Origin of the sequence: Oceanospirillum sanctuarii (genome assembly GCF_002150805.1) — a bacterium.
Taxonomy (GTDB): domain Bacteria; phylum Pseudomonadota; class Gammaproteobacteria; order Pseudomonadales; family Halomonadaceae; genus Oceanospirillum; species Oceanospirillum sanctuarii.
The window spans coordinates 318585-338827 of record NZ_MTBA01000004.1; the positions used below are offsets into that span (position 1 = coordinate 318585).

Sequence of the window (20243 nt, forward strand, 5' to 3'; positions counted from 1 at the left end):
CAAAACGATTAAGGGGCAGTATTTTACCCTGTTTGCGTATAAAACGCAGAGGATTTCCGGTAACAGCCTGAAAACCCAGTGTTTCCTGTCAGTCTCAGTCAGCTTTAACTGAACATAAAAACCCGGACATAAAAAAAAGGGGCCGAAGCCCCTTACCCACAGACATTGCGCCGCCGATCATGCGATCAGTACCGGCGCTTCAATCTATATTCAGCAATCAGGCAACCTGAGCCTGCTTCTGTTTGATATTTTCCAGTTCTTCGTCACGCAACGTGCGACGCAATACCTTACCTACGTTGGTTTTTGGCAGTTCATCACGGAACTCAACCTGCTTGGGAACCTTATAACCGGTCAGGTGGCTACGGCAGTATTCCTGAACCTCTTTTACGGTCAGGTTCTCGTCACGACGCACCAGGAACACCTTGATCGCCTCACCGGTTTTATCATCCGGCACACCAATCGCCGCCGCTTCGATAATACCGGTATGTGATACGATAACGTCTTCCACTTCGTTCGGATAAACATTAAAGCCGGACACGTTGATCATATCTTTCTTACGATCCACGATGCGGACAAAACCATCATCCTGAATCACGGCCATATCACCGGTATGCAGCCAGTCATCGGCATCGATCATCTCTTTGGTGGCTGACTCATTTTTCCAGTAGCCCATCATCACCTGAGGGCCTTTCACACAAAGCTCACCCACTTCACCGTGTTCCAGATCCCTACCTTCTTCATCGACGGTTTTAAGATCGGTAGACGGAACCGGCAAGCCGATAGTACCGAGCTGAGATTTGCACGGAATATTGAAGGTCACAATCGGCGAGGTTTCAGTCATACCGTAACCTTCGTTGATATGACAGCCGGTAATCGCATGCCACTCTTCTTCTGCGGCATGGGTCAGAGCCATACCACCTGAGATAGTGAGTTTCAGTTTAGAGAAATCCAACTGCTTGAAGTCTTCACGGTTCGCCAGCGCGACAAACAGAGTGTTCAGACCAACAAAGCCGGTAAATTCGTTTTTACCCAACTCTTTAACAAAGGCAGGAAGGTCACGGGGGTTGGTTACCAACAAAGAGTGATTACCGGATTCCATCAGCACCAGACTGACGGTAAAGGTGTAGATGTGGTACATCGGCAGAGGCAGAACGATGCTCTCTTTGCCCTCATCCAAAATGGTGTTCAGGATGATGCGGGCCTGCAGCATATTCGCCACCAGATTACGGTGACTCAGCATTGCCCCTTTAGCAACACCCGTTGTTCCGCCAGTGTATTGCAGCACCGCCAGATCTTCAGACGCAGCGTGATGCTCCTGCAGAGGAAGCGCTTTACCCACTGCCAGAACATCACGGAACGGGATTGCATTTGGCAAACTGTAATCAGGCACCATTTTTTTCACATAACGTACAACACTGTTAATCAGGGTACGTTTAACGAAGCTGTGCATATCGCCCAGCTCGGTCACAATGACGTGCTCGATACCGGTATCCGGCAGCACTTTCTCCGCCAGATGTGCCATATTCGCCAGCACGACCAGCGCCTTGGCACCGGAATCCTGAAACTGGTGACGCATCTCACGTTCGGTGTACAGAGGGTTGGTATTAACGACAACAAGTCCGGCACGCAAAGCACCGAACAGGGCGATAGGATACTGAAGAGTATTAGGCAGCTGAATGGCAATGCGCTCACCAGGCTTCAGCCCCAGATGATTTTGCAGGTAGGCTGCAAAGTCGCGTGCCAGCACGTCCAGTTCTGCAAAGGTGATGCATTTACCCATATTGGAAAAGGCCGGACGATCAGCAAAACGCTTACAGGCCTCGTCGAGAACATCCAGTACAGAGCTGTATGCGGTCAGGTCGATCTCGCTGGATACGCCTTCCGGAAAACGCTCTTTGAAGAACGGACTCATCATGACTTCTTCTCCCGTTTCTTTATTGTTATTGGCTCACTCGCAAGGGAGCTACAGAGGTTGTTATCTTTATGCGCATCAACATAAACCAGTTACAGATAAAAGTAAAACAACCGATTGAAACGCACGTTTGTTTTATTAATCAGATAAATCAAATAGACGTAAATCTATCCTGTCACTGAGGCAAAAGCGAATCCCCTTATCTGACAAGATAGCAGCTGAAAATAACCAAACACACTCTTATTCAGAATAGACCGAAATAAAACAGGAAAGTTTTAAAACAGAGAGAAAGCATTCTAACGCAAACAGCAATGGCGCGCTAAGTAACGGTAAAACCAAGACTTTTTCTCACCGCAATAAAAAAGGGAGCGCAATGCGCTCCCCGAATGCCCAAAGCGGGCAAAATTTTACAGACAGGAAAGGACAGGACCTCCGAAGCGAGTTATTCCGGCACGTCCTGTCTTGAGCCCTAAGGCCCGGTTAAGCCTTAAAGCTCTTTGGCACGATCACGCAGCATAAACTTCTGGATCTTGCCGGTAGAAGTTTTTGGCAGATCGCCAAAAACAACATTCTTCGGAGCCTTAAAGTTCGCCATGTTGTCACGGCAGAACTGGATAACTTCAGCTTCAGTCAGCTCAGCACCCGGATTCAGTGCAACGAATGCACAAGGAGTCTCGCCCCATTTCTCATCCGGCTTAGCAACAACCGCAGCTTCCATAATCTGAGGATGACGGTACAGAACATCTTCAACCTCAATAGAGGAGATGTTTTCACCTCCCGAGATGATCACGTCTTTAGAGCGGTCTTTAATCTCGATATAGCTGTCTTCATGCCATACCGCCAGATCGCCGGAGTGGAACCAGCCACCCTCGAAGGATTCATCGGTGGTATTCGGGTTTTTCAGGTAGCCCTTCATGACCAAGTTACCGCGGATGAAGATCTCACCCATGGTTTTACCATCCTGAGGAACCGGCTCCATGGTTTCAGGGTGAGCAACCATCAGGCCTTCCTGCATCGGTGCACGAACCCCCTGACGGGCTTTCAGTTTGGCACGCTCGCCCGGAGGAAGTTCGTCCCACTCACTGTGCCATTCACACAGTACACATGGGCCGTAGGTTTCGGTCAGGCCGTAAACGTGGGTCACTTTAAAGCCCATCGCTTCCATACCTTCGATCACAGAAGCCGGAGGCGCAGCGCCAGCCGTCATCACCTTCACTTCGTGGTTGATGCCGGCCTTCATCTCTGCATCAGCGTTGTTCAGCATATTCAGAACAATAGGAGCACCACAGAAGTGGTTTACGCCGTGTTCTTTGATCGATTCATAGATAGGCTCAACACGAACGTGACGCAGACTCACACTTACACCACACGCCAGCGCCACACTCCACGGGAAACACCAGCCGTTGCAGTGGAACATCGGTAGCGTCCACAGGTAAACCGGGTGATGCCCCATATCCCAGGAGATCACATTGCTTTGCGCATTCAGGTAAGCACCACGGTGGTGGTAAACCACACCTTTCGGGTTACCGGTTGTGCCTGAGGTATAGTTCAGAGTGATCGCATCCCACTCGTTACCCGGCATTTCCCATGCAAAATCGGTATCGCCTTCAGCGATGAAAGCTTCGTAGTTGGTATCACCGATCAGCTCACCACCTTCGTAGTAAGGATCGTCAATATCGATAATACGGGGTTTGTTGTGCAGCATTTTTACCGCACGACTAATCACATCAGAAAATTCACGATCAACAAAGATCACTTTGGTTTCAGCGTGCTGCAGAATAAAGGCGATTGCCTCAGCATCAAGACGGGTGTTCAGTGCGTTTAAAACTGCACCGGACATAGGTACACCGAAGTGCGCCTCAAACAGAGCCGGAATATTAGGAGACATAAAGGAAACGGTATCGCCCTTCTGGATACCCGCTTTATTCAACGCAGAAGCCAGACGTACGGCACGCTGGTAGGTCTCTTTCCAGGTAATTTTCTCTCCGTGGTGAATCTGCGCAGTGTAGTTCGGATATACGGAAGCCGCACGTTTCAGATAGCTTAACGGAGACAGTGCCTCATAGTTCGCAGGGGTTTGTTCCAGCCCCATATCGTAAATATTCTGATGCATCGGAGATACCTTTGTTTCTGAGCCCTGTTATTATTCTGAGCGTTTAGAGTTTTAGTTATTTTCTGCAGACGGACAATTGGTGCAGCACTTGGCTGTTCCGGGTCCACCCTGTTTGGTGTTAGCGATCGGTTGGCACCTGCACAATGCCGGAACCTGTGCTGACCTAAAGAAGTGGCAGAAGCCTGGTCAGAATCTAAAACTAACCTTGCCAGTTAGCATGTGAATTAAGCATTACGCTGCATCGCAAAAGAATCAGACTTTAGTTGAGTCAATAGCGGATTTTCCTAATAATTTGCGACCAGACAGTCATAATTTATTAGTTTTTTCCTGAATCCCCGCGTTTAGAATCAAACCTCAGCATACTTTTCTATCATCTTGTTTTTTTCAGGATTATCCATCTAATGAGTTCATCTCCGGTTCTTTTTCTGCACAGTTCGATGAGTAGTGGTCAACAGTGGAATGCGCTCAGAGAATCCATCAACCAGCCATCTGTTGCACCGGATATTTCCGGCTACGGTAAAGCCGAAATGCCAACGAGCCAGCGCTCGGAGCATCAGCTGGCGTTTGAACTAAAAGCATTATCGGATCAGATACCGGAACAACCTTTCCACCTGGTAGGACACTCCTACGGCGCAGCCAACGCCCTTCGTCTGGCACGTCTGCGTCCGGAAAAAGTGATTAGTCTGACTTTGTTCGAGCCTGTCGCTTTTCACTTACTGGGTAAGGATGATCCTCAACAGCAAAGCGTGCTCGCCCTGAGCCAGAAGATTGAGAACTTTATCGATCAGGATGATCCGGCATCTGCTGCCGCCTGTTTTATCGATTACTGGAACGGTGAAGGAACCTTCAGCCGCTTAAATGAGAAGATGCAGTCGATTTTCTGTCAGGGCATTATCAAGGTAGCTTATGACTTTGCCGCCCTGCTTAATGAAGACTGCCAGCCCAAGGATTTGAAAACCATCCTCTGTCCGGTTCTGTTGTTGGAGGGTGCAGAGAGCCAACCAACAACTCACGCGGTAATGAGTACACTGCGATCAGTTTTCCATGAAGCAGAACACCACAACCTGCCCTGCGGACACATGGGGCCTTTGACTCATCCTCACCTTGTGAACCCACTGGTCAGTCAGTTTATTGCGACGCACAACAAAGCACGCTAACCTTTCGCAAATTAACTGTGGCTATAGGGAATAGAAATGCGCCTGCCTCTGCAGCCTGTTTTAAACAAAACATCTTGTTTTTATTAACCGTTGATTGCCACAAGTCAGTCCGAACCTCAGATTACATCAGGCGTCATTATCACGTAATATACGTGATCATAATCTGAGTTAAACGCTGGCCTGATAGAAGATCATTGACGACGGATAGAAGGTCAGTGATCAAAGATCTGTGTTCAGAGTCATGCGAAACAAGACAACAGTAAGTAAACGATATCTGGAGAATGAAAATGACCGTACTGGTTAACAAAACCTACGATGAGATTCAGGTTGGCGATACCGCAACACTGGAACGTGCTCTGACCGAAAAGGAACTGGTTCTGTTCGCTGCTGTTTCCGGTGACGTTAATCCGGTGCATCTGGATGCAGATTTCGCAAAAACCACTATGTTTGGTGAGCAGATCGCCCACGGTATGTGGTCCGGTTCTCTGATCTCCGCTGCTCTGGCAACGGTTCTGCCAGGACCTGGCACCATCTATCTGGGTCAGGAACTGAGTTTCCGCCGTCCGGTTAAACTGGCGGACACTCTGACCGTTACTCTGACGGTAAAAGAGAAGCTGAGCAAAAACCGTGTTGTGATCGATACTCTGGTAACCAACCAGAATGACGAAAAAGTTGTTGTGGGTACTGCAACGGTAATGGCACCAACTGAGAAGTCTGAACTTCAGGCGCCTGAGCTGCCAGCCATCACCATCGGCTAAGACCTTAAGTCTGATGCTGCTGATGATAAAAAAGGGAGCTGATCGCTCCCTTTTTTATGGTTTTGAGTTAGCTCTTTTTCGTTAAAAGATTCATCGCTTCAGTGATACCTGACAGCGTTAGCGGAAACATACGATCATGCACCAACTGACGGGTCATACCGATCGACTGTGTGTAATCCCAGTAGCGTTCCTGTACCGGATTAAGCCAGACAATATTCTTCCAGGTATCCGTCACACGTTGCATCCACTGAGCACCACTTTCCTCATTCCAATGCTCAACACTGCCGCCAGCCATGGCAATCTCATAGGGCGACATCGAAGCATCACCAATAAAGATCACTTTATAGTCAGAGCCATACTTGTGCAGCAGATCATAGGTTGAAATGCGTTCATCAAAGCGACGCAGGTTATTTTGCCAGACCGATTCATAAATAAAGTTATGAAAGTAATAGTACTCAAGGTGCTTAAACTCGGTTCGGCAAGCGGAAAACAACTCTTCGCAGGTCTTGATATAACCATCCATAGAGCCACCCACATCAAAGAACAAAAGCACTTTGACACTGTTATGGCGTTCCGGCACCAGTTTCAGGTCCAGCATGCCTCCGTTATGGGCTGTTGAACGTATGGTATCGTCCAGATCCAGTTCAGAAGCCGCACCACTTCGGGCAAACTGGCGAAGGCGCTTCAGGGCAACCTTGATATTACGGGTGCCCAGCTCAACGCTATCATCCAGATTCTTAAACTGGCGCTTATCCCAGACCTTAACGGCACGGTTGTGGCGGTTGCCATCCTGCCCGATACGGATACCCTCAGGGTTGTAGCCATACGCACCAAAGGGCGATGTACCACCGGTACCGATCCACTTGTTACCACCGGCATGGCGCTTTTGCTGCTCTTCAAGCCGCTCTTTAAAGGTATCCAGAAGCTCCTGGAGACTGCCCAGAGATTTAATCTTCTCCCGCTCTTCCGGAGTCAGCATCTTCTCAAACTCTTTACGGATCCACTCTTCAGGAATCAGGCTATCCAGCAGATCCTCTAAGCCTTCCAAGCCGTTGAAGTAAGCACCAAAAGCCTGGTCAAAGCGATCATAGTAGCTTTCATCTTTAACCAGACAGGTTCTGGATAGAAGATAAAAGTCATCCAGATTGGCAAAGGCCACGCCTTTCTCCAGCGCTGCCAGCAGATCCAGCAACTCTCGCAGACTGACAGGGATACCAACTTTGCGGATATCGTTAAAAAAATCGATCAGCATAGCAGCCCCCTAGCGGGATTGACGGCGGTGCATAAAGGCGAGTTTTTCTAACAGAGAAACGTCCTGCTCATTCTTCACCAAGGCACCGTGCAAAGGCGGGATCGCTTTACTGGCATCGCGCTCCTGCAACATCTCAAGGCTCATTTCATCTGCCATCAGGAGTTTCAGCCAATCGATCAGCTCTGAAGTCGAGGGCTTCTTCTTAAGCCCACGCACTTCACGCAGATCAAAGAACACTTCCAGGGCTTCAGAAACCAGCTTCTGCTGAATGCCCGGATAGTGCACATCAACAATCTTCTGCATCGTGTCCTTATCGGGGAAGTTGATGTAATGAAAGAAGCAGCGACGTAGGAAGGCGTCCGGCAGTTCTTTTTCATTATTACTGGTGATCAGGATAATCGGGCGCTGCTTAGCTTTGATGGTTTCTCCGGTTTCATAAACGTGGAACTCCATCTTATCCAGCTCGAGCAGCAGGTCGTTCGGGAATTCGATATCCGCCTTGTCGATCTCATCGATCAGCAGTACGACCTGCTCGTCGGATTCAAAGGCCTCCCAGAGCTTACCCTTGTTAATGTAGTTCTTGATGTCGTGAACCCGATCATCACCCAGTTGGGAGTCACGCAGCCGGGATACCGCGTCGTATTCATAAAGCCCCTGATGAGCCTTAGTCGTGGACTTGATATGCCACTGAATCAAACGCACACCCAAAGCATCTGCCAACTGCTCTGCCAACATGGTTTTACCGGTTCCCGGTTCACCTTTAATCAGTAACGGGCGTTCAAGCGCGATACAGGCATTCACCGCCATCTGCAGTTCATCAGTCGCAACGTATTGATCAGTACCCTGGAATTTCATAGCTGAGAATCTCTTGTTTTTTTAGTCGAGAATATGACCTGTAAAGTCACAAATATTTCCGCCTAGTTTACTGGGTCTTTTAATAAGAGAAAGCCAGTGCATGACCCGAAAGTCATCCATAAACAATTAAATTAAAAATTAATCAAAAAAATGCTAAAGATGTAACCGAATGTGTCGATAGATTCAGAAGAAATATCTCTTTCTATGCTCCATTGCATCATCAGATCGACTTTTAATATCAAAAAGAGATAACAAAAACTGGCTGGGACTGCTTATGCTTTTTGTAAATACAAATGTTAGTGCTCTTAAAGGCATGGACTTTATGTCTAATGTCACAGATCGACTGAACCGATCCTTTGAGCAACTTTCATCTGGGAGCCGTATTAATTCAGCCAGAGATGACGCGGCAGGCCTGCAAATTTCGAATCGACTCGAAACTCAGATTATCGGCACCAATCAGGCAACCCGAAATATTCAGGATGGCCTATCTGCGCTTCAGATTGCTGATGGCGCGATGGGTGAGATCACCAATATCACTCATCGTGTTAGGCAACTCGCTATTCAAATGTCGAGCAACACTCTAAGTCAGGAAGACAGAGATGGCGCGCAGCTTGAAGTTGAAGAACTCATCCGTTCGGCCAATCAAATTGCAGAGTCGGCTAGCTTGGGTGGCAAAACACCTTTGTTACAAGGTCCCACCGTTGACGAAGATCCAAGCACCCCTCTTTCTGATCAGGATATTCTTCTTCAATTAAACGGGGCTCTTGAACAATCTGAAGCTAACATCAAAGCTTATTTCGGTCTCGAAGGAGATGGAGTAGATGAATTCACAGTCAATGTAGGCGCAGCAGGGGGGGCAGTCGCTTCAGTCTCTTTTGGTGTAGGAACAAATAATGTAACTGCTCTTAACATCGACAGAGCTGCTTTTCAGGCTGGTTGGAGTGGTGACACCACACAAAATGACCGCGTCATCATGCATGAAATGGTTCACGCCGTGATGGTAAACCAGCTTTCAACCGGTTTTCAGAGTTCTGACTGGTTTGTTGAAGGCGCTGCAGAGTTAATTCACGGAGCGGATGAACGAGTTTTGGCAGACCTAGGCGCAACTGCGCCTGATACATTTATGGCTGCATTCAGTAATTCTTCTGCTGCATCAGCTGATTATTCTCGCGGCTATATCGCGACCCGCATGCTGCACGATGAAATGAAAACCTTAGGTCATGCTGATGGAATTGCAACTTTCATGCAGTATCTAAAGCCAGAAGGCAGAACCGTCAGTGATGCTCTTGAACACTTTTTAGGAATGACAGAAGCTGAGTACATTACCCATGTTCAAAACACTGGTGGCAGTTATATCACCAACAATATGAATCTCACCAATAGTGATGTAGGAGCTATTGGTGGACTTGATGCAGATGGTATGGGCATCAAAGATGCACATGACTCCGTTGGAGATTCAAAAAGTTATTCTGAGCAGCCTCTGGAAGGTTTCAAAATCGACTGGTCTGCAGTTAGCTTTACCCCACCGCATAAAAAAACATTTCAGCTCCAGACAGGAAGTCAATCAGGCGAACAATCAGGGTTCTCAATTAGGGGGGGAACCGCAGAGCGTATCGGCTTGGCTGGTATAAACGTATCTGCTAATGCGCGAGGATCGATTGAAGTCGCTGACAAAGCACTCAAGAATATCCACGAAATCCGCCGAGAGATCGCAGGAACCATGGCTGAGCTTGAGTCCATGCAGCGTAATAACACCGGAATGGTCGTTAATACCTCTGATGCTAAATCCCGTATTCAGGATACCGACTTTGCTGCAGCAACTGCCGACCTGACCCGAAACCAGATCATTCAACAGGCCTCATCAACCATTCTAGCTCAGGCGAATCAGACTCCAAACATCGCCCTATCTCTTCTCAGATAAACCTCTATCTGAACCTTCAAATAAGAACCTAACCGAATAAGCGGTTAGGTTCTTAGCTTAAAACATTATTGAATTAAGTTCTGATAGCTTTTTTTTCTGCCCCCACCTAATCTAGCTAACAATCGTTGAAACCCTTTTCCGGTATGAATCCATCGGGTTTTAACGCAGCAAACAATCAAGATTAGGGAATAAAAATGAGCAAGGTTTTTGATGATAACTCGCTAACCATCGGCGAAACTCCTCTGGTAAAAATCAACCGCCTGACCTCCCATGGCAAAGTATTCGCCAAACTGGAAAGCCGCAACCCTGCGTTCTCCGTAAAGTGCCGTATTGGCGCTAACATGATCTGGGATGCGGAAAAGCGCGGTGCTCTGAAACCGGGTATGGAAATCGTTGAACCTACCAGTGGTAACACAGGTATTGCACTTTGCTTCGTGGCTGCATCCCGTGGTTACAAAATTACGCTGACTATGCCATCCAGCATGAGTCTTGAGCGTCGCAAGATGATGAAAGCACTGGGCGCGAATATTGAGTTGACTGAACCAGCCAAAGGCATGAAAGGCGCGATTGCTAAAGCCGAAGAGCTGGTTGCCTCAAATCCTGAGCATTATTTTATGCCTCAGCAGTTTGAAAACCCTGCTAACCCTGAAATTCACGAAAAGACTACTGGCCCTGAAATCTGGAAAGATACCGACGGTCAGATTGATATTCTGGTAGCAGGTGTAGGTACTGGCGGCACCATTACCGGTATCTCCCGATACATTAAGAACACTCAGGGTAAAGCCATTACCACAGTGGCTGTGGAACCTGTTGATTCTCCGGTTATCACTCAAACCCTGAACAGCGAGGAAGTAAAACCAGCACCTCATAAAATCCAGGGTATTGGTGCTGGTTTTGTGCCAAAAAACCTGGACCTGTCTCTGGTAGATCAGGTGGAACAGGTTGGTAACGATGAAGCGATCGAGATGGCGCGCCAGCTGATGCTGAAAGAAGGTATTATCTGCGGTATCTCATGCGGTGCCGCTATGGTTGCCGCTCTGCGTTTAGCTGAGAAGCCAGAAAATGCGGATAAAAACATCGTTGTAATTCTGCCGGATTCCGGCGAACGCTATCTGTCTACTGCTCTGTTTGAAGGTATGTTTACTGAGAACGAAACCGTTCAGTAATAGTTCTCAGCAGAAATAGAAAGGCCGCTCAGGATCTGACAATCCTGAACGGCCTTTTTATCATTTTCAGGCTATTGAATATGACATTCGATCCAAGACAGCATCAACCGGAGTTACTCTGCTTCTTCTGTAATGGTCTTGCTGAAATACTGCTGCACAACCCGCCCCTCTTTGAAAACGACTAACTCACCAGTCTGAAGAGTCGTCCAGTTTTCGTTATCCGTCAGTGGTTGCGTTGCTATCACAGTCACCACGTCATGAGGCGTTGTTTCCTCTTTGAAGTCCACTTTCATTTCAACATCGGAAAGCTGCGCCTCACCGAAAGGAGCCTCACGGGTAATCCAACTGAGTTTGGTTGAGCAATAAGCAAACAGATACTCGCCATTTGAGAGCAACATATTGAATACGCCCTTACCCCGTAGCTGCTCACACCATTGGTGAATCGCCTGACTCAAGGGACCAATCGCGCATTTGTCCGTAAAATTGAGACGTATCTGGGCCAAAAGCCAGCAGAAAGCCTGCTCACTATCTGTGGTTCCTACCGGTAAATAGAAGCTCGCCGGAAAATGCACAGCACTCTCTTCCAGCTGACCATTATGGGCATAACTCCAGTAATGCCCCCACAATTCGCGACTGAATGGGTGCGTATTTTCCAGGCAGATTTCACCAACATTCGCTTGTCGGATATGGCTGATCACCGCTTTACTTTTAATCGGATAGTTCTGGATCAGTTTGGCGATTTCTGAATCTACAGATGGATTCGGATCACGAAATTCCCGATAGCCCTGCCCCTCATAAAAAGCAATGCCCCAGCCATCTTTATGAGGTCCAGTTTCACCTCCGCGCTTTACCAGCCCGCTAAAGCTGAAACAGATATCCGTAGGTACATTGGCACTCATGCCCAGCAGTTCACACATGACGTTCGGTCCGTTGTCGAATTCGGTAAGTCTGATCAGACCATAAAAGATGGTCAAAAAAATGGCCCCTGTAAACACAGAGGCCACTTGTTACATCCCTATCATTTTACCTGAAGCTGAAGGAAATTCAGCTAAACCATGGGTTAATCAGAGAGACAGATCATCATTACGCTGATTTTCGCGTGCTTGCTGACGGGCAGCCATGCGGCGCTGAACAAAGCGCTTATACAACCAGAAAGCTCCGGCAAACAAAGCAATATTTGCTAGCGCCACTGCCAGGTATACCCACAGCAGGTTTGCATCACTTGGTTTAGATGAGTCCAGCGGCTGATCATTCGGATCCAAAAGGTTCATCGGTTTTTTTGGTTTATCCTCTTCCTGACCGAAGCCACCAGAAGAACCGGATGGCGCACTATCATCAATAGGTTGAGCATCCATTTGCCCTGGTTGCTCCAGAGTCTCGACCTGAGGCTCAGGGTTTAACGGCGGAATAACGATAGGATCCAGCTCAACATCAAATGCTTTACCCTGAATAGTACCGGAGGCAAAAGCACGAATACGCTGCTCCTGTTCACGGTTCATTTCCGGAAGATCCAGCGACCAGGATTCCTGACTCATCAGCTGGGCACGCTGTCTTAGGCCATTAATCTCAGCAGTGATTGTTAAATCGCTGGCTTTCAGCTCAGGAAGAACCTTCGTGAAGAAGATTTTAGTCGGATCATTCGCATCATCGTAATCAACTTTTGAGCTGACCACATCCTGTACAAATACCGGTTGAGAAACGGAGCGCTGAAAGGTTTTGCCATCCAGGCTCACCTGAATGCGGTAGTTACCCGTGGTGTTAAACGGTCCAAGTTTAGTAACAAATACGCCTGCTTCACCCGGTTTAGCGGTCATCAGATCAGATTTAAGAACCTGATCGCTATCCGCCAGTTGTTGTGCCTGAAGGGTTACAATTTTCAGGAACTCAGGTCGAGTGATGGTCTCTCCCTCTTCCTGAATTGAAGCTTCAATATCCAGGCTTAATCCACGGAATAGAGTTGCCGGCACATCACTCACCTTAAGACTAAGATCCGATACCACTGTTACACGGTTATCCGGGTGCATCTCGGTCTCTACCAGCCACTCGCCATCCTCCGGATCATTCACGGTGATCAGGTCATAACGGCTCTCGTAGTGCCAACGCACATTATCCGGATGTGTCAGCGAGGTATAACGCTCACCCTTCGGTGAGATCAGGAAAACCCGCTGGCTATCCGGCTTATGGAAGATCAGAGCAGTAAATTCATTGATACTGCTATCAACCAGGAAACGGTTATTCTCCAGAGGAACCTGCTCACTTGGAGCAGTACGATCCAGAGCCTGCATAAAGAGCTGCATCAGCTCTTCCGCATTATTCGCTACAGCAGCCAGACCACCGGTACGCTGAGCCAGCTTCAGCATCAGGTCTTTGTCGGCGTTGTCAGAAAGTGCAACGGTATGAATGGTATAACCCGCTTTTTTCAGTTTGGGCAGAAGATCAAACTGAATGCTATCGCGGGACTCATTATTCTCCTGACGCTTGCGGCGCTCATTTCGGGATTCCGAAATATCCACCAGACCATCGGTCAACAGAATAATGTGTCGATCGAAATTACTGTCAGGGCGATCGGCATCGTAACTGGCACGCTCAAGGGCATTTTCAATATCGGTAAACATTGCCGATGAGGTGATATCACGGCTTCGGGCACGGGCATCCTGGCGCCACTGCTCAGAAACACCTTTATGAGGAACCAGTTCATTGGTGTAGGTACCAAAGGTCCAGACACCGGCACGACTTCCTTCAGGAAGCAGATCAACCAGAAGATTCAGCGCAGGAACCCTGAGGTTAGAAGGGTCGTTGTGCTTCATACTCCCGGAAATATCGATAAGCACGCGAACGTCTGGCTTAACGTCGGCTGCAAAGCTGACGGAAGCCGATACGAAGCTAGTCAGCAAAACTACAGCTCGTAGACCGCGCATGCTAATTTTCCGGAGCATTCCAGTCAGCCCCCGGCTATTTCCTGATGATCGATCTGCAAAAACTGGCATTTCGGTTCCTTTACTTACCGTTGAAAACCGGCAAAAGCCGGTTTTTTATCTCTAAATTCTGACAGATTAAACAATAGACTCTGCAAGCTTGCGGCCACGCTCAGTAACGTACCAGCGCATCCCCCAGCCACTGTTAACACGGCCTGCCATACCTTTACCCACAAGAACCGCCAGACTTTTCTGCAGATCCGTTTCATCCAGCTCAGTTTCAGCACACAGGGTAGGCAGGGCACGATAGATATGTCGGCCGCTGGCAAGACTTTTCAAGACTGCAGTCGAAGAAACATCCAGAGTATCCAGTTCAGTCGCAGACACTTCTGCCTGATCTTCATGCTCAGTTTCAGTTTCCAGCAGAGGCAAGAGTGAATCCTGCAGCTGCTTTAGTTGCTGTTTCAGTTCTTCCGTTTCCGTCTTAGCTGTTTCTGCAGCGACCAGCGTACGATCCAGAGTATTCGTAGCCACCATGCGTGATGCAATGGCAGCAATCAGACAGATACCGGTGTAAATTAACAGCTTAGAAGCATCCGCCTGACTCTGGGATACAATATCGCTACCCAACAGATCCAGTGCTACCGGCACAAGAAACGCGGCACTCACACCCACCACAAGAGAACGAGCCAGAGCAATCGTATCTTTATTGTTCTGATTCAGCAGGTAGAAGTTAACCAGGCCACCAAAGACCCCTGCAAAAAGCATTACTAAAACGAGAATAATGACGTGTGTTGTCATACGTAAGTCCTGAAAAATTTTCCTTTAAGCCGTAACAACGACTCACCTGTTAAAAATACTTTCCCATAACCCTGTTTGCTCTTGGACAGACTATGCAAAAGCTCGCTGCCAAAGCGGCAACTGATTTCCGTTGTACTAAGTTCTAGAAAAACCGTTCTAGAAAAATCTTCTTTCTAAACAAATCTTCGAAGCAAAGATTCCGAACAAAGATGTCAGGCAGCTTCCTCACCACCCTCTTCCTCAGTTTCCACCTGACTACGGCGGACCCACAGAAACAGAGCTAACACCAGATAGCCCAAAGCTAAGCCACCCAAAAGTGGTAACCCGGCTCTCATCCAGGAGGCCCCCTCAACACCACCAAAGGTTTCGAAGAAGGTAATAATAACTGCCGGAGCCAGAGGCCCACCGCTCCCCTGGACATACCAGGGGAAAGCAAAGAGTACTGCTGCCGTTGTCACGATAAAACCACGCAGAGTCATTGGCCAGCTGCGTGTGATTCTGAGGGTGACAATCATCACTGCCAAAGCGGATAATAGATAGATGATCCAGCTCAGAAACTGATAGTTCTCAAACGCCATAGTCGTCAATTCCTTTAGCCGCCACATTGCGGCATAACACCCTGATTCTTAAGCGCCCTTATTATGTCTCAAGCCAAACAAAATAACGACCTCAGCACCACTTCAGGTAACCAAATGCCACAATTTTTATCCCGGGAACTTGAGACAGATCCTCTTTCCGCACTGGAAGAAAAAAGCGACGATACTCTGCGTTTCCTGAAAAAATGCAATGAAGATGCCAACTCAGTCCTCAACGAACAGCTTCAGGAAGCCCTTTTCCGGGAAATACGTCATCGAACCCCACTCGATCACGACAGTTATCCGACAGACCTTGAGCACTTTCGCTATTTCGTTCGTCAAAGAGAAGCCTTTGACTACCCGCAGTTCTGGCGAGCGCCACTGACCGAACATAACCGTCAGAATCAGGAATTTCTTGAAGAGGCGAGCTGTTATCTGGACAACAATGCTCTTGCTGAAGGTCACGACTATTTCGACCTGGGAGATATGGCGATCTCCCCGGATGAGCAACTACTGGCCCTGACGACAGATACCGAAGGCGATGAGATCTATGAACTCAGTCTGGTCAATCTCAAAAGTGGTCAATGGCAAACTTTTGACGAACTACCACCACTGGCCTCAGACCTTATCTGGTCTGAAGATCAGGAAACCCTGCTCTGCTTTCCTCTCGATGATACCCAGCGCCCATGGCAGGTTCTGGCACTGAATATTGTGACCGGCGAGCAAAAGATCATTTTCGAAGAGACTGACGCCCGCTTCTGGGTCGGCTGCAGCAAGAGTCGCGACCGAAAACATATTTTTATCGAGAGTCTCAGTAAACAGAGCACCAGCTATTCGATTCTGCCTGCCGATCAGCCTTTAGCAGCGCCAAAACTTCTGATCGAGCGTCAGGATGGCCATGAATATCACGCAGACAGCATCGGAAACCTGATTTATATCCGAAGCAATCTGCAGCAGCCCTTTTTTGGCCTTTATCAACTAAGTACTGCAAGCTTTCAAACACCGATGACTGCGGCTGATTTTATCGCACAGGCACAGGTCATTCATGCACCCTCGGCATCAAAAACCTTCGAAGGCTTTGAGCTGTTTGATCGTCACCTGATGGTACTTCTGCGGGATCACACAATCGGCGGTCAGGAGCTGAGTATTCATGACCTGAATGGCCAGTTAAAGCATCCCTTCAAACCACCTTACCCTCTAGTCAGTATCAATCTGTCAGATAACCCGAACAGCGACACCGATGAGGTGCGCCTTGAACTGGAATCCTTCAATCAGCCACCAACGCTCTACCGCTACAACATGGTGGAGCAAAGGCTGACCCAACTTCGACAGATGCCACTGAATAATACAGATCTGAGCTTGTTCAGCAGCCAACAGATTTTGTTCCCTGCCTGGGATGGCACACCGATACCGGTTAGCCTGGTGGGAAAAACTGAGCTACTGAATTCTGATAAACCTCAGGCAGTTCTGCTGTACGCCTATGGTGCTTACGGCGATCCACTTGACCCCTGGTTTTCCCCAAGCCGTTTGTCTCTGATGGAACGAGATGTGATTTTTGCCGTTGCTCATATTCGTGGTGGTGGTGATTGCGGCGAGCATTGGTATCATCAGGGTCGACTCGGTTACAAAGAGAACAGTATCCGGGATCTTGAAAGCTGTATTGAAGGTTTGATCAAACGAGGTATAACCGATCAAACTCAGTTGGTCATTCAGGGTGGTAGTGCTGCAGGCATTATTCTCGGGGCGCTTTATAACCGTTCACCGGAGCAGGTTTGCGGCATCATTGCTGAGGTTCCTTTTGTCGATGTTCTGCGGACCATGTCCCGGCCCGAGCTGCCTCTGACCGTTGGCGAGTATGAAGAGTGGGGTAATCCGGAAGAGGCAGAAGCTCATTGGCGTATCCGGCATTACAGCCCTCTGGATAACCTTAAGCCTGAGTCTCACCTCAACATTGAGCGGCAACCCAAACTGTGGATCGAAGCGGGACTGAATGATCCCCGTGTACAGTACTGGGAACCTGCAAAATGGGGCTACAGACTAAAAGAGGCCGGTATCGATAAGGTGTGGCTGCGAACCCGAATGGATTCAGGGCATGCCGGTGGATCAGGTCGTGACCAAAGCTATCGCGAGACTGCGGAAACTCAGAGTGTTGCGCTGATGATGCTAAACAAAGACTAACGCCCTAAAAACTCCATTAAAAAAGCGCCACCTTAGTCAATAAGGTGGCGCTTTTTTATGCTTGAACGGCATCTTCAGAAGAGCCAATCACTCAACCCAGTTGATAATGTGGTACTCGAGATCTTCCTGATAAACCACATGTTCACTGATAGCCCGCCCTTTAATACTTTGCCGGGCTTTATGAATACTCTTTGGGTCACCGGTAATCAGATGATGCCATTCCGGTAACGGCTTACCCTCTTTTACCAATCGATAAGCACAAGTTTTGGGCAACCAAACAAACTGATCGATATCTTCGATGCGCAGCTCGACACAATCCGGAACCAGTGTTTTCCGGTTAGGGTAGTCGTTGCAACGGCACTGGGTAATATCCAGCTGTTTACAGGCAACTTCGGTGTAGTAGACCGTATCGTCATCTTCATCCATCAGTTTATGCAAACAGCACTTACCGCAGCCGTCACACAGAGATTCCCACTCTTCGTGACTCATCTCTGCCAGACTTTTCTGTTCCCAAAAGTGTGCCGAGTCGCTCATTGTCAGTATTTGCCTTCAGTCGGAGCCTTATACAAATCTAGCAGGTATTCATCTTTTTTCGGTGGCATCTGCAGGTAGAAACCTTTTTCACGGATTTCACGCAATACGTCTTCCACCTCTGCACGAGCCAGTTTCTTCTCTTCAGTAATCAGAAGTGTCATTGCAGATTTAGGCGTACCAAAAATTTCCAGAAGCTCTTTTGGGACGCGTTTCAGGCCTTCTCTTTTATCCACGTAAAGATACATCTCATCTTTGCGGGGACTTTTAAAAACTTCGCAAATCACTTTCACAGCTTTTTCTCGTTAATTCCAGATAAGTTTTGTACATGATTTGTCGCTTTCAATAACGACAAAGCAATGCATTAACGGCTTCGGAGTTTATCCAACAGGTCAATCAGAGGCTGTCCGACAATAGCCTCACGCCAGCCTTTCCACTCATCAGGCACATAGTTGAGCTCGCCACGAATAGCGCGGTTCAGCACTTGTTCAAGCTGACGTTTTTTCACTAAAAGCTCTGGCGGCAAATTATTAGCCTCTGCAGCTTGGCGAACGGTTTTCTTCATCGCCTTGGACCATTCACGATAAGGATGACCAATCGGCGATGGCAGAGAAGCAGGCCACATCGCCTGAGCACGGTTACGGGCGATATCCACCAGTTCCAGAATATCATCACCATCTTTCTTAATAGTGCCGTGGCGGATGCCCTCAATACGGGACAACTCCATACGGTTGGCCGGTAGTTTCAAGGCGATCAACCAGAGGAGGTTGTCTGATAACAAGCGACCACGGGGAATATTACGCTCCCGCACCTCCTGTTCACGCCAGGCGGCAAGCACCTGAAGTACAGCCAGCTGCTCCTGATTCAGTTTCCACGCCTGCTTTACGCGCAGAAAGTAAAACTCATCATCGGGTGCCTGTTCCGCCAAACGTACAATCTGAGCACATTCCTCAAGACACCAATGCATGCGGTTTTCCTGATTCAGCTTCTGTTCGATCTTTGGCCAGATCTGATAAAGATAGAAAACATCAGCTGCCGCATAGGCACACTGACTATCCGTCAGAGGACGTTGCAACCAGTCAGAGCGGGTCTCTTCTTTCTGCAGAGTGATCTCAAGCCAGTTTTCCACCATTCGCTGATAACCCACAGACAGGGTTTCACCCAGAAAGGCCAGGGCAACCTGAGTGTCCATCATGGGTTTCGGAAGCGCACCGGTTAATTTGGCGAAAACATCCAGATCTTCTGAGCAGGCATGCAACACCTTTAAAACAGACTCTGATTCCAGAACCTCTCTAAAGGATTCCCAATCATTGATCTTCAAGGGGTCAATCAACCAACAGCCCTGATCATCCTGAATCTGAATCAGAGCCGCTTTGGGATAAAAGGTATCCACCCGGATAAACTCAGTATCCAGCGCCAGAACATTGCAGGACAACCAGTGAGAACAACGCTCCTTCAGCAGGGCGTCAGAATCAATAAAACGGTACTCAATTGTATCTTCGGTCATTATTTCGCCATAGGTAACCGGCCGGCCATTGCACGACTCAGGGTTCCACCATCGATATATTCCAGCTCGCCGCCCACAGGAATACCATGAGCCAGGCGGGTTACGGTTACCGGTAAATGTTGCAGCATTTCAGAGATGTAATGAGCGGTGGCTTCGCCTTCCACCGTTGGGTTGGTCGCCAGAATGACTTCCTGTACCTGATCCCGGCGAACCTTCTCTTCCAGCTGATCAAGTCCCAGAGCATCAGGGCCAATACCATCAATAGGGGACAAGTGACCGGTCAGAACAAAATAACGGCCACTGAAACCACCGGCCTGTTCCATCGCAATCTGATCCGCGGGAGTTTCCACCACACACAGAAGAGAAGCATCCCGACGCTCACTGCGACACAAACCGCAAACCGGCTCTTCGGTCAGGGTTCGGCACTCCTGACACTGGCCAACATGCTCCAGAGAGCGCTCCAGGGTTTCAGCCAGACGAAAACCACCTTCGCGTTCACGCTCAAGCAGGTGCAACGCCATACGCTGTGCAGACTTAGGGCCAACGCCCGGTAGGCAACGCAGAGCAGTGATCAGTTCTTCAACCAAAGGGCTGAAAGCCAT

Annotated in this window: 17 protein-coding genes; 5 read left to right on the top strand and 12 right to left on the bottom strand. The window is 48.5% G+C overall.

Going from position 1 to position 20243, the window contains the following annotated elements; translation table 11 throughout:
* Positions 1-217 precede the first annotated feature (217 nt).
* Together BV405_RS08435 and BV405_RS08440 are read right to left on the bottom strand one after the other, a co-directional pair.
* A complete protein-coding gene (locus BV405_RS08435; RefSeq protein WP_086480429.1) occupies positions 218-1915 on the bottom strand; it encodes an AMP-binding protein in 1698 nt (565 codons plus the stop codon).
* A gap of 484 nt (positions 1916-2399) precedes the next feature.
* Complete coding sequence (locus BV405_RS08440) at positions 2400-4025, bottom strand: acyl-CoA synthetase (protein ID WP_086480430.1); 1626 nt, start codon at positions 4023-4025, stop codon at positions 2400-2402.
* Positions 4026-4426: 401 nt separating this feature from the next.
* Between BV405_RS08440 and BV405_RS08445 the strand changes: the two genes are divergently transcribed.
* Together BV405_RS08445 and BV405_RS08450 are read left to right on the top strand one after the other, a co-directional pair.
* The gene (locus tag BV405_RS08445; protein ID WP_086480431.1) at positions 4427-5182 is read left to right on the top strand and encodes an alpha/beta fold hydrolase; all 756 of its coding nucleotides are present in this window, start codon (positions 4427-4429) and stop codon (positions 5180-5182) included.
* Positions 5183-5469: 287 nt separating this feature from the next.
* Entirely contained in the window at positions 5470-5940 is a 471-nt protein-coding gene (locus tag BV405_RS08450; protein WP_217895607.1) for a MaoC/PaaZ C-terminal domain-containing protein, read from the top strand.
* A gap of 67 nt (positions 5941-6007) precedes the next feature.
* Here BV405_RS08450 and BV405_RS08455 read toward each other — a convergent pair whose 3' ends face one another.
* Together BV405_RS08455 and BV405_RS08460 are read right to left on the bottom strand one after the other, a co-directional pair.
* Positions 6008-7192: a vWA domain-containing protein gene (locus tag BV405_RS08455; RefSeq protein WP_086480433.1), complete on the bottom strand. Its 1185-nt coding sequence runs from the start codon at positions 7190-7192 to the stop codon at positions 6008-6010.
* Between the two features lie 9 nt (positions 7193-7201).
* Positions 7202-8047: an AAA family ATPase gene (locus BV405_RS08460; protein ID WP_086480434.1), complete on the bottom strand. Its 846-nt coding sequence runs from the start codon at positions 8045-8047 to the stop codon at positions 7202-7204.
* Positions 8048-8321: 274 nt separating this feature from the next.
* Here BV405_RS08460 and BV405_RS08465 point away from each other — a divergent pair, with 274 nt between their 5' ends.
* A complete protein-coding gene (locus BV405_RS08465) occupies positions 8322-9968 on the top strand; it encodes a flagellinolysin (protein ID WP_086480435.1) in 1647 nt (548 codons plus the stop codon).
* Positions 9969-10162: 194 nt separating this feature from the next.
* Positions 10163-11134 carry a cysteine synthase A gene (cysK, locus tag BV405_RS08470; protein ID WP_086480436.1) on the top strand — a complete coding sequence of 324 codons (972 nt, stop codon included), beginning with the start codon at positions 10163-10165 and terminating at the stop codon, positions 11132-11134.
* 113 nt (positions 11135-11247) lie between these two features.
* Here cysK and BV405_RS08475 read toward each other — a convergent pair whose 3' ends face one another.
* The 4 genes from BV405_RS08475 to BV405_RS08490 all read right to left on the bottom strand — a co-directional run bounded on the left by BV405_RS08475 (position 11248) and on the right by BV405_RS08490 (position 15428).
* On the bottom strand, positions 11248-12051 hold the full coding sequence (locus BV405_RS08475) for a class II glutamine amidotransferase (RefSeq protein WP_086481133.1): 804 nt from the start codon (positions 12049-12051) through the stop codon (positions 11248-11250).
* Positions 12052-12198: 147 nt separating this feature from the next.
* Positions 12199-14052 carry a VWA domain-containing protein gene (locus tag BV405_RS08480; RefSeq protein ID WP_176330089.1) on the bottom strand — a complete coding sequence of 618 codons (1854 nt, stop codon included), beginning with the start codon at positions 14050-14052 and terminating at the stop codon, positions 12199-12201.
* 135 nt (positions 14053-14187) lie between these two features.
* The gene (locus BV405_RS08485) at positions 14188-14850 is read right to left on the bottom strand and encodes a YEATS-associated helix-containing protein (protein ID WP_086480438.1); all 663 of its coding nucleotides are present in this window, start codon (positions 14848-14850) and stop codon (positions 14188-14190) included.
* A gap of 212 nt (positions 14851-15062) precedes the next feature.
* Entirely contained in the window at positions 15063-15428 is a 366-nt protein-coding gene (locus BV405_RS08490) for a hypothetical protein (RefSeq protein ID WP_086480439.1), read from the bottom strand.
* 114 nt (positions 15429-15542) lie between these two features.
* Between BV405_RS08490 and BV405_RS08495 the strand changes: the two genes are divergently transcribed.
* Positions 15543-17603, top strand: coding sequence for a prolyl oligopeptidase family serine peptidase (locus tag BV405_RS08495; protein ID WP_176330090.1), 2061 nt, complete (start codon positions 15543-15545; stop codon positions 17601-17603).
* A gap of 87 nt (positions 17604-17690) precedes the next feature.
* Here BV405_RS08495 and BV405_RS08500 read toward each other — a convergent pair whose 3' ends face one another.
* The 4 genes from BV405_RS08500 to recR form a co-directional block, all read right to left on the bottom strand.
* Entirely contained in the window at positions 17691-18137 is a 447-nt protein-coding gene (locus BV405_RS08500; RefSeq protein ID WP_086480441.1) for a YcgN family cysteine cluster protein, read from the bottom strand.
* A gap of 2 nt (positions 18138-18139) precedes the next feature.
* Entirely contained in the window at positions 18140-18427 is a 288-nt protein-coding gene (locus BV405_RS08505; RefSeq protein WP_281251656.1) for a YcgL domain-containing protein, read from the bottom strand.
* Between the two features lie 71 nt (positions 18428-18498).
* Positions 18499-19641, bottom strand: a complete 1143-nt coding sequence (gene rnd / locus BV405_RS08510; RefSeq protein ID WP_086480442.1) for a ribonuclease D — start codon at positions 19639-19641, stop codon at positions 18499-18501.
* Positions 19641-20243 (bottom strand): recombination mediator RecR, encoded by a 603-nt coding sequence (recR, locus tag BV405_RS08515; RefSeq protein ID WP_086480443.1) that lies wholly within the window; start codon positions 20241-20243, stop codon positions 19641-19643. Before recR ends, rnd begins: the two co-directional genes overlap by 1 nt.

Excerpts from the sequence above, each read along its gene's own strand:
- BV405_RS08490 (WP_086480439.1), bottom strand. The coding sequence starts at position 15,428 with ATGGCGTTTGAGAACTATCAGTTTCTGAGCTGGATCATCTATCTATTA.
- BV405_RS08465 (WP_086480435.1), top strand. The coding sequence starts at position 8,322 with ATGCTTTTTGTAAATACAAATGTTAGTGCTCTTAAAGGCATGGACTTT.
- BV405_RS08495 (WP_176330090.1), top strand. The coding sequence starts at position 15,543 with ATGCCACAATTTTTATCCCGGGAACTTGAGACAGATCCTCTTTCCGCA.
- recR (WP_086480443.1), bottom strand. The coding sequence starts at position 20,243 with ATGGCTTTCAGCCCTTTGGTTGAAGAACTGATCACTGCTCTGCGTTGC.
- BV405_RS08440 (WP_086480430.1), bottom strand. The coding sequence starts at position 4,025 with ATGCATCAGAATATTTACGATATGGGGCTGGAACAAACCCCTGCGAAC.
- BV405_RS08475 (WP_086481133.1), bottom strand. The coding sequence starts at position 12,051 with ATGTGTGAACTGCTGGGCATGAGTGCCAATGTACCTACGGATATCTGT.
- BV405_RS08450 (WP_217895607.1), top strand. The coding sequence starts at position 5,470 with ATGACCGTACTGGTTAACAAAACCTACGATGAGATTCAGGTTGGCGAT.
- BV405_RS08485 (WP_086480438.1), bottom strand. The coding sequence starts at position 14,850 with ATGACAACACACGTCATTATTCTCGTTTTAGTAATGCTTTTTGCAGGG.
- BV405_RS08445 (WP_086480431.1), top strand. The coding sequence starts at position 4,427 with ATGAGTTCATCTCCGGTTCTTTTTCTGCACAGTTCGATGAGTAGTGGT.
- rnd (WP_086480442.1), bottom strand. The coding sequence starts at position 19,641 with ATGACCGAAGATACAATTGAGTACCGTTTTATTGATTCTGACGCCCTG.
- BV405_RS08500 (WP_086480441.1), bottom strand. The coding sequence starts at position 18,137 with ATGAGCGACTCGGCACACTTTTGGGAACAGAAAAGTCTGGCAGAGATG.
- BV405_RS08435 (WP_086480429.1), bottom strand. The coding sequence starts at position 1,915 with ATGATGAGTCCGTTCTTCAAAGAGCGTTTTCCGGAAGGCGTATCCAGC.
- BV405_RS08455 (WP_086480433.1), bottom strand. The coding sequence starts at position 7,192 with ATGCTGATCGATTTTTTTAACGATATCCGCAAAGTTGGTATCCCTGTC.
- BV405_RS08480 (WP_176330089.1), bottom strand. The coding sequence starts at position 14,052 with ATGCGCGGTCTACGAGCTGTAGTTTTGCTGACTAGCTTCGTATCGGCT.
- BV405_RS08460 (WP_086480434.1), bottom strand. The coding sequence starts at position 8,047 with ATGAAATTCCAGGGTACTGATCAATACGTTGCGACTGATGAACTGCAG.
- cysK (WP_086480436.1), top strand. The coding sequence starts at position 10,163 with ATGAGCAAGGTTTTTGATGATAACTCGCTAACCATCGGCGAAACTCCT.